Annotated in this window: 4 protein-coding genes and 2 riboswitches; of the genes, 1 reads left to right on the top strand and 3 read right to left on the bottom strand. The window is 60.4% G+C overall.

Going from position 1 to position 6,800, the window contains the following annotated elements; genetic code table 11:
* Positions 1-245: 245 nt before the first annotated feature.
* The 3 genes from rtcA to F2P45_RS18400 all read right to left on the bottom strand — a co-directional run bounded on the left by rtcA (position 246) and on the right by F2P45_RS18400 (position 4,634).
* Entirely contained in the window at positions 246-1,268 is a 1,023-nt protein-coding gene (rtcA, locus tag F2P45_RS18410; protein ID WP_166878207.1) for an RNA 3'-terminal phosphate cyclase, read from the bottom strand.
* Positions 1,269-1,321: 53 nt separating this feature from the next.
* The gene (locus F2P45_RS18405) at positions 1,322-2,557 is read right to left on the bottom strand and encodes an RtcB family protein (protein ID WP_166878204.1); all 1,236 of its coding nucleotides are present in this window, start codon (positions 2,555-2,557) and stop codon (positions 1,322-1,324) included.
* 523 nt (positions 2,558-3,080) lie between these two features.
* Positions 3,081-4,634 carry a vWA domain-containing protein gene (locus F2P45_RS18400; protein WP_166878200.1) on the bottom strand — a complete coding sequence of 518 codons (1,554 nt, stop codon included), beginning with the start codon at positions 4,632-4,634 and terminating at the stop codon, positions 3,081-3,083.
* A gap of 195 nt (positions 4,635-4,829) precedes the next feature.
* Here F2P45_RS18400 and rtcR point away from each other — a divergent pair, with 195 nt between their 5' ends.
* Complete coding sequence (rtcR, locus tag F2P45_RS18395) at positions 4,830-6,446, top strand: RNA repair transcriptional activator RtcR (protein WP_166878197.1); 1,617 nt, start codon at positions 4,830-4,832, stop codon at positions 6,444-6,446.
* A 109-nt stretch (positions 6,447-6,555) separates the two neighbouring features.
* Positions 6,556-6,661: riboswitch (glycine riboswitch) on the top strand.
* Positions 6,662-6,771, top strand: a riboswitch (glycine riboswitch).
* The last annotated feature ends 29 nt before the right edge of the window (positions 6,772-6,800 follow it).

Genomic DNA, 6,800 nt, shown 5'->3' with positions numbered 1-6,800 from the left:
TATCGACTGTTAATTGTTAAAGAACTTGTTCTGTACCGCCTTCTGCCGTTTGCTACGAAGCGTTGTGTTCGTTGCAGCAGAGAGGTGAGATTATGCAGCGTTTCGCGTTTCTCGTCAACCCCTTCTTTGCTACCGCGTCTCTTTCGGGACGGCCCTCACAGTGCGCTAACTACTTGATTTCGTTAACCGTTTCTGCGGGGAGGCGAACTATAGCAAAGCCCTCGCCACACTGGCAAGGACTCTTTTTACGCCGTCGCGCGAACGGTACAGGTGCTGCGCAGTTCCCCCTCATCGAGCGTGATCGCAACGGGCAGAAAACGACCGATCACTTCCGCATTGGTGGTGGCATGCTGCGAGATCACGTCCGCCGTAAAACTGCCGCCGCCGGCCAGGGCCATCGGCAGCATCAACTGGTCCGCCAGGTGTTCGCCCACCGCGGCCTGGGATGCGATATAGCGGCGCGCCTCGTGCATGGCATCCTTGGCGACCGTCTCGGCGCGCACCATCTTTTCGCCAAAAGCGCAAAACACCTCGGTCGCGTGTTCATATTCAAGGGTAATCAGCAAGGCATTGCCCGGTCCCTGATCGGCTGGCAAGCCGCGCATGCGCAGCTTGTCGCCCGACCAGCCCATTCCCAGGCCGACGCATTCGAGCTCGCGCAGCGCGATCGGCGCCGGCAATCCCGCCACGATTCCCTCGGCATAGCCGCCCGTGCGTTCGCCACGTTCCGTCAAGGTCAACTGCTTCAATTGCGCGCACGGTGCGATGGTCGCCACCACACACCCGCCACCGGCCGGATAGAACCCGGAGCGAACCAGCTCGACATCGATATCGGCGCCCATCTTGCGCAGCAGCGGTATATAGGCGCGTTGCAGGAACTGCGCCGGCGGCGCCATGGGGTTATGCGTGCCGCCGCTGATGCGCACCGTCGAGGGGCCGTCCGCATGCAGCAGTGCCAGCATGACGGTCTGCAGCACCAAAGTGCAACTGCCGGCCGAACCGATCGCAAACTGATAATCGCCGCCCTTGATCGCCTTGGGCGCAAAAACCAGCTTCAGCGAGCCCAGTTCCGCCCCACTGACAGCTGCATCGCTGATCTTTGCGGCAGCCTGCACCGCCACCAGGTGCTGGCGCAGCAGACCGGGCTTCTTGCGGCCGGCCCGGATATTATTGATGCAGAACGCCTTCCCGGTAATCATGGACAAGGTCAGCGCGCTGCGCAGGATTTGTCCGCCGCCTTCGCCGAGGGCGCCATCTAATTCAATCATCTTCAAGTCTTCTTCTTATGCAGTGTAAACAGCGAGTGTAAGCAGCAGCGCCATCAACCCTTGACGCACACCACCTGCTTGAGGATATGGACCACATCCACCAGGTCGCGCTGGGCGTGCATGACCGCGTCGATATCCTTGTACGCCATCGGAATCTCGTCAATCACATTTTCATCCTTGCGGCACTCCACGCCCTCGGTCGCCTTGATCTGGTCGTCGAGCGTATAGCGGCGCTTGGCCTCGGTACGGCTCATGGTGCGGCCGGCGCCGTGGCTGCAGCTATTGAAGCTGTCCGGATTGCCTTTACCGCGAACGATAAAGCTCTTCGCTCCCATCGAACCCGGGATGATACCCAGCTCGCCCGGACGGGCCGACACGGCGCCCTTACGGGTAATCAGCACATCTTTACCGAAGTGATGCTCCTTCTGCACATAATTATGGTGGCAGTTCACCGCTTCCACATGCGTCTCGAACGGCTTGGTGATCACGGTACGCACCGCGGCGATCAGGTTATGCATCATCACATCGCGATTGGTGCGGGCGAATTTCTGCGCCCAGCTGACCGCCTCGATGTAATCGTTATAGTGCTGCGTTCCTTCGGCCAGGTACGCCAGGTCCTGATCGGGCAGGTTGATGAAGTGGGTACGCATATCCTTCTTGGCCAGCTCGATGAAATGGGTACCGATGGCATTACCCACGCCGCGCGAACCCGAATGCAGCATGAACCACACGAAACCGACCTCATCCAGGCAGACTTCCACAAAGTGGTTACCGCTTCCCAGCGTTCCCAGGTGACGGTAGTTGTTCGTGGTTTTCAGCTTCGGCGTTTTCAGGCAGATGGCGTCGAATTCATCTTTCAACTGGCCCCAGGCCACATCCACCGCCGCTGGCGGCGTATTCCACGAACCTTCGTCGCGGCCGCGATAGCCGCGCGTCTTCGGCGACATGCCGTGCGGGATCGCGCGTTCGATGGCGCTACGCAGCGCCGACAGGTTATCCGGCAGGTCGTTCGCGGTCAGGGTGGTCTTGGCCGCCATCATGCCGCAACCGATATCCACACCGACCGCCGCCGGGATCACCGCACCCAGGGTCGGGATCACGCTGCCGATGGTCGAACCTTTACCAAGGTGAACGTCGGGCATGACCGCGATATGCTTGTAAATGAAGGGCATTTTGGCGGTGTTGGCCAGCTGCTTCTTGGCCACGTCTTCCACCGGCACGCCCTTGGTCCACATTTTGACGTGGCGGCCCTCTTCCACATTCAGGACATCGTAGTTTTCGTTTTTCATATTTTTCTCACTATATATAAGATGATGCAAGGGGCGACAACATCGCCCGGACAATTTGCTCTACCAGTTGAGCTACGGCCGCTTGCGCAACCGCCCGGACTCGAACCGGGAACGCAATGTAATCCGGACTGCATTCGCCAAAAAATCAATTCCCGACAAGGAGTCGGCGGGACAAACAGTTGCCGGCGTCAGGCCAACAGCAACCCCCATGTAGTCACGCCAGCATTCGGGGTAAAACGATTGAGCACCGTGCGACAAGATAAATCCGATGCGAGATAAATTTGGAGATGTATTCGCATCAAGCATTCGCACAGCGCTCAAAACCTGTAAAGCAAAGTCCCGACAAGGAGCGGCAAGACGTGTCAGTCGTAGGACGCGAAGCCCTTGCGACCGTGGATGTAGTCTTTGCCTGCATTCGGGGTAAAACGATTGAGCACAATGCGACAAATTTCACTGCGAGCATTTGCAAAATGTAGTCGCATCGGCATTCGCACCGCACTCAAAACCGGTACATCAACGTTCTTTACTCCAGCGCGATCGATTCGATCTCGCCCACCCAGTGACCGGCGCCCAGCTGGCCGGCCGCGAATGCGGCGATGATCTTGAATACATCGTCCGAAAAACCGCCCACATTCAACACATCGCTACGCTCGGCCGCCTGGCTGGTACTGTTCGGCGTGCAGTCGATGCACACCAGCCGCGCCGCCGGATTGCGCTGCTTGAACAGCGCCCATTCGGCCATGGTCGCAGTGGCGCCGGCACGCTGGTCGATCCACGATTCATTGTCGGATACGTACACCACCAGGTCGGCCATCACCTTCTGCTTGTTCATCTGCACCAGCGGCGCGCTGCAGTTGGTACCGCCGCCGCCAATCGCCGCCAGCTTCTGCGCATTGGTCATGACCGTATCGCGGGCATTGAGTTCGCACACCCGCACATAATTCTCGAACGGCAGCACCAGCGCATCCGGATTCTTGCGCAGCATGGCGGCCGAAATCAGTCCGGCGACATCGATACAACGCACCTTCGAGGTGCCGCCGCCGCGATAACCCGACACCGGCGACTGCATCGATCCCGACACATCCGGGCAAATCACCACCCTGCCCTCGACCTTGGGCACATTGGCCAGCGACAGTTCCAGCGCATCCTGCAAGGCGTCGCCGATAGCGCGCGGCACGTCGTTCGATGCCGCCATATACGCCGACATCAGCTGATACGGAAACACACCCGACCTGGCAATCGCTTCCGGATCGCGCAGCTTGTCGGCGATCACTTCGATCATGCCCGGCAGCTCATACACACCATTGCGGGCGAAGGTATTCAAATTCATGCGCACCATGTGCCAGCCGCCCTGGCGTGCAATCTGCGCCCAGGCCTGCGCCGGCAAGGACAATGACGTCAGCATCTGGAACGGCACGTCCGGCACCGGCTGCGACTGGTCGGCCTGATATGCCTGGAAGGCCTTGAGCGCATCCGGCAGCGCTTCGGCATTGAACGGCTTGCCGATCAACCAGGCGAAAAACGCTTCACGCCAGGCTTGCGACGGTGTCGGGTGCACCATCTTCACCACATCGCCCAGCGACGGCGAGGTGCCGATCGAGGCCGACAGTAATTCCTTTTCCGATGCGCGGTTCAGCCATTGCTGCACCAGCTTTTTCGGCCGGGTGCCCAGCGATTGTCGGCCGGCCGCGCCGGAGCGGATAATCTGCACCACAGTGCGCAGCATCTTGCCGTTATTGACCACGCGGCGGAACACCGGGGTCAGTTCCGGCGCGCCCTTGGCGGCCAATACAGCGGTCAGCAGCGCCGGCATATCCTTCATATAACCGCGTTCGCGGCAGTAAATCGCGGTCTGCGCGATAAATCTGGCGTCGACTTTTTCGCACAGTTCCAGCACCGTGGCCAGCTGCGCTTGCGCATTGACGTAATAGGTCGAATTCAGGCAACCGGTGGCGGCATACTGCGCCAGCTGGTGCCGTGGCGTCATGCTGTAAGCCGCAGCGCCTGGCGAATTGAGACCATCGGCGCGAGGGACAAAAATTCCCTTCAAGGTCTGGAACAACTGTGCGTTTGCCATTTTGATTTCCTCATTTTTTCTTGTTTGTATCTCCTCTATTGCAAAGGGCGTGCCAGCGCGTGCCGCATGCGCGCCAGATCCCGCTAAGTCCTTGATTTGAAAAAGATGTCCAATTCGCCAAGCCAAACGGGCAAGAAATGGACAAGCTGGCAATGGCGTGATAAATTATCCGACAAGATAAAAATTTATACGAATATGAAACAGAAACGCATTGTGGTCATCGGATTCATCGGCACCCAGCTCGACAGCGGCAAGGGGCCGGCCCGCTGGGAGAAATGGCGCCCCAGTATCGCCATCACCCAGCATGAGGAATACGTGGTGCACCGCTTCGATCTGCTCTACGGCGGCAAATTCCGCTCGCTGGTCGATGCGGTCACGGCCGACATCGCCGCCGTCTCGCCCGAAACCACGGTGGTCCCGCACGACATTCCGATCAGCGATGCCTGGGATTTCGGCGAGGTCTACGGCGCCCTGTTCGATTTCGCCAAGACCTACCCCTTCGATCCGGACAACGAGGATTACTGGATCCACATCACCACCGGCACCCACGTCGTGCAGATCTGCATGTTCCTGATGACGGAGGCGCGCTTCTTCCCCGGCCGCCTGCTGCAAAGTTCGCCGCCACGGCGCCAGTCCACCACCGAACCGGGCAGCTATGCGCTGATCGACCTCGACCTGTCGCGCTACGACCAGATCGCCCAGCGCTTTTCGCGCGAGCAAGCCGAAGGCGTGGCCTTCCTCAAGTCCGGCATTGCCACCCGCAACGCCAGTTTCAACACCATGATCGACGAGATCGAGCGCGTGGCGATCAAGTCGCGCGCGCCGATGCTGCTGATGGGGCCGACCGGCGCCGGCAAATCCTTCCTCGCGCGCCGGGTCTACGAACTGAAGAAAACGCGCCACCAGCTCGACGGCAAGTTCGTCGAGCTCAACTGCGCCACCCTGCACGGCGACGGCGCCGCCTCGACCCTGTTCGGCCACGTCAAAGGCTCGTTTACGGGCGCCGGCGCCGACCGCCCGGGCTTGCTGCGCAGTGCCCACAAGGGCCTGCTGTTCCTCGACGAAATCGGCGAGCTCGGCCCGGACGAACAGGCAATGCTGCTCAAAGCCATCGAAGAGAAGCGCTTTCATCCGGTCGGCAGCGACAGCGAAGTGCAGAGCGACTTCCAGCTCATCGCCGGCACCAACCGCGACCTGGCAAGCGACGTGGTGGCCGGGCGCTTCCGCGAAGACTTGTACGCGCGCATTAATTTGTGGACCTACGCCTTGCCCGGCCTGGTCGACCGGCCCGAAGATATCGAGCCCAACCTGGTCTACCTGCTCAACCAGTTCAGCCAGGAATACGGGCAGATGGTGCGTTTCAACAAGGAGGCGCGCGAGCGCTACATGCGTTTCGCGATGTCGCCCGAGGCGGTCTGGGCCGGCAACTTCCGCGACCTGTCGGCCTCGGTCACGCGCATGGCGACCCTGGCCGAGGCCGGCGGCATTTCGGAGGGCATCGTCAGCGCCGAAGTGGCCCGCCTGCAAAAACTCTGGCAGCACTACACGCGCGCGCCGGCGCCCATTCAGGCCGAGGTCGACCTCGCCGGCTTGATGGGCGACGACGCCGCGGCCGGCCTCGACCTGTTCGACGCGCTGCAACTGGCCGCCGTGGTCAAGGTGTGCCGGCAGTCCGCCACCCTGTCGGACGCCGGCCGCAAGCTGTTCGCCGTCTCGCGCAGCGCCAAAAGCAAGCCCAACGACGCGGACCGGCTGAAAAAATTCCTGGCGCGCTTCGACCTGGACTGGGACCAGGTCAGCGTCCGCCGGTAATTTGTCGGTATTGTCTCGGAAACAACAGCTATCACTTAAATAGGTTGTATTGACGACATTTCCTGCGGTATTCTGCATACATATGCTCAAGGCATAGTTAGCGCAACGCTAAGTGTTATCGGGAGAGTCCGTTGATCGCAAGCAGGTAAAAGATCGATGGCGCCGAAGGAGCAACCGCCCCGGAATCTCTCAGGCCCCAGGACCGATAACGCATTTGAACTCTGAAGAGCCACCGGGAGTCGTCATCCGGTGCACCGAAGGAGCAAACCGGCCGCGCATCGCGCGCTGCCGGCGAATCTCTCAGGTCCAGCACAGAGGGGGTATCCGACGCGCACCCGCGCGCGGACTCCCCTA

The organism is Massilia mucilaginosa (genome assembly GCF_011682145.1).
Taxonomy (GTDB): Bacteria; Pseudomonadota; Gammaproteobacteria; order Burkholderiales; family Burkholderiaceae_D; genus Telluria_A; species Telluria_A mucilaginosa.
Note: the sequence above shows the minus strand (reverse complement) of the source record. Positions and strands in the feature narration are given on the sequence as shown.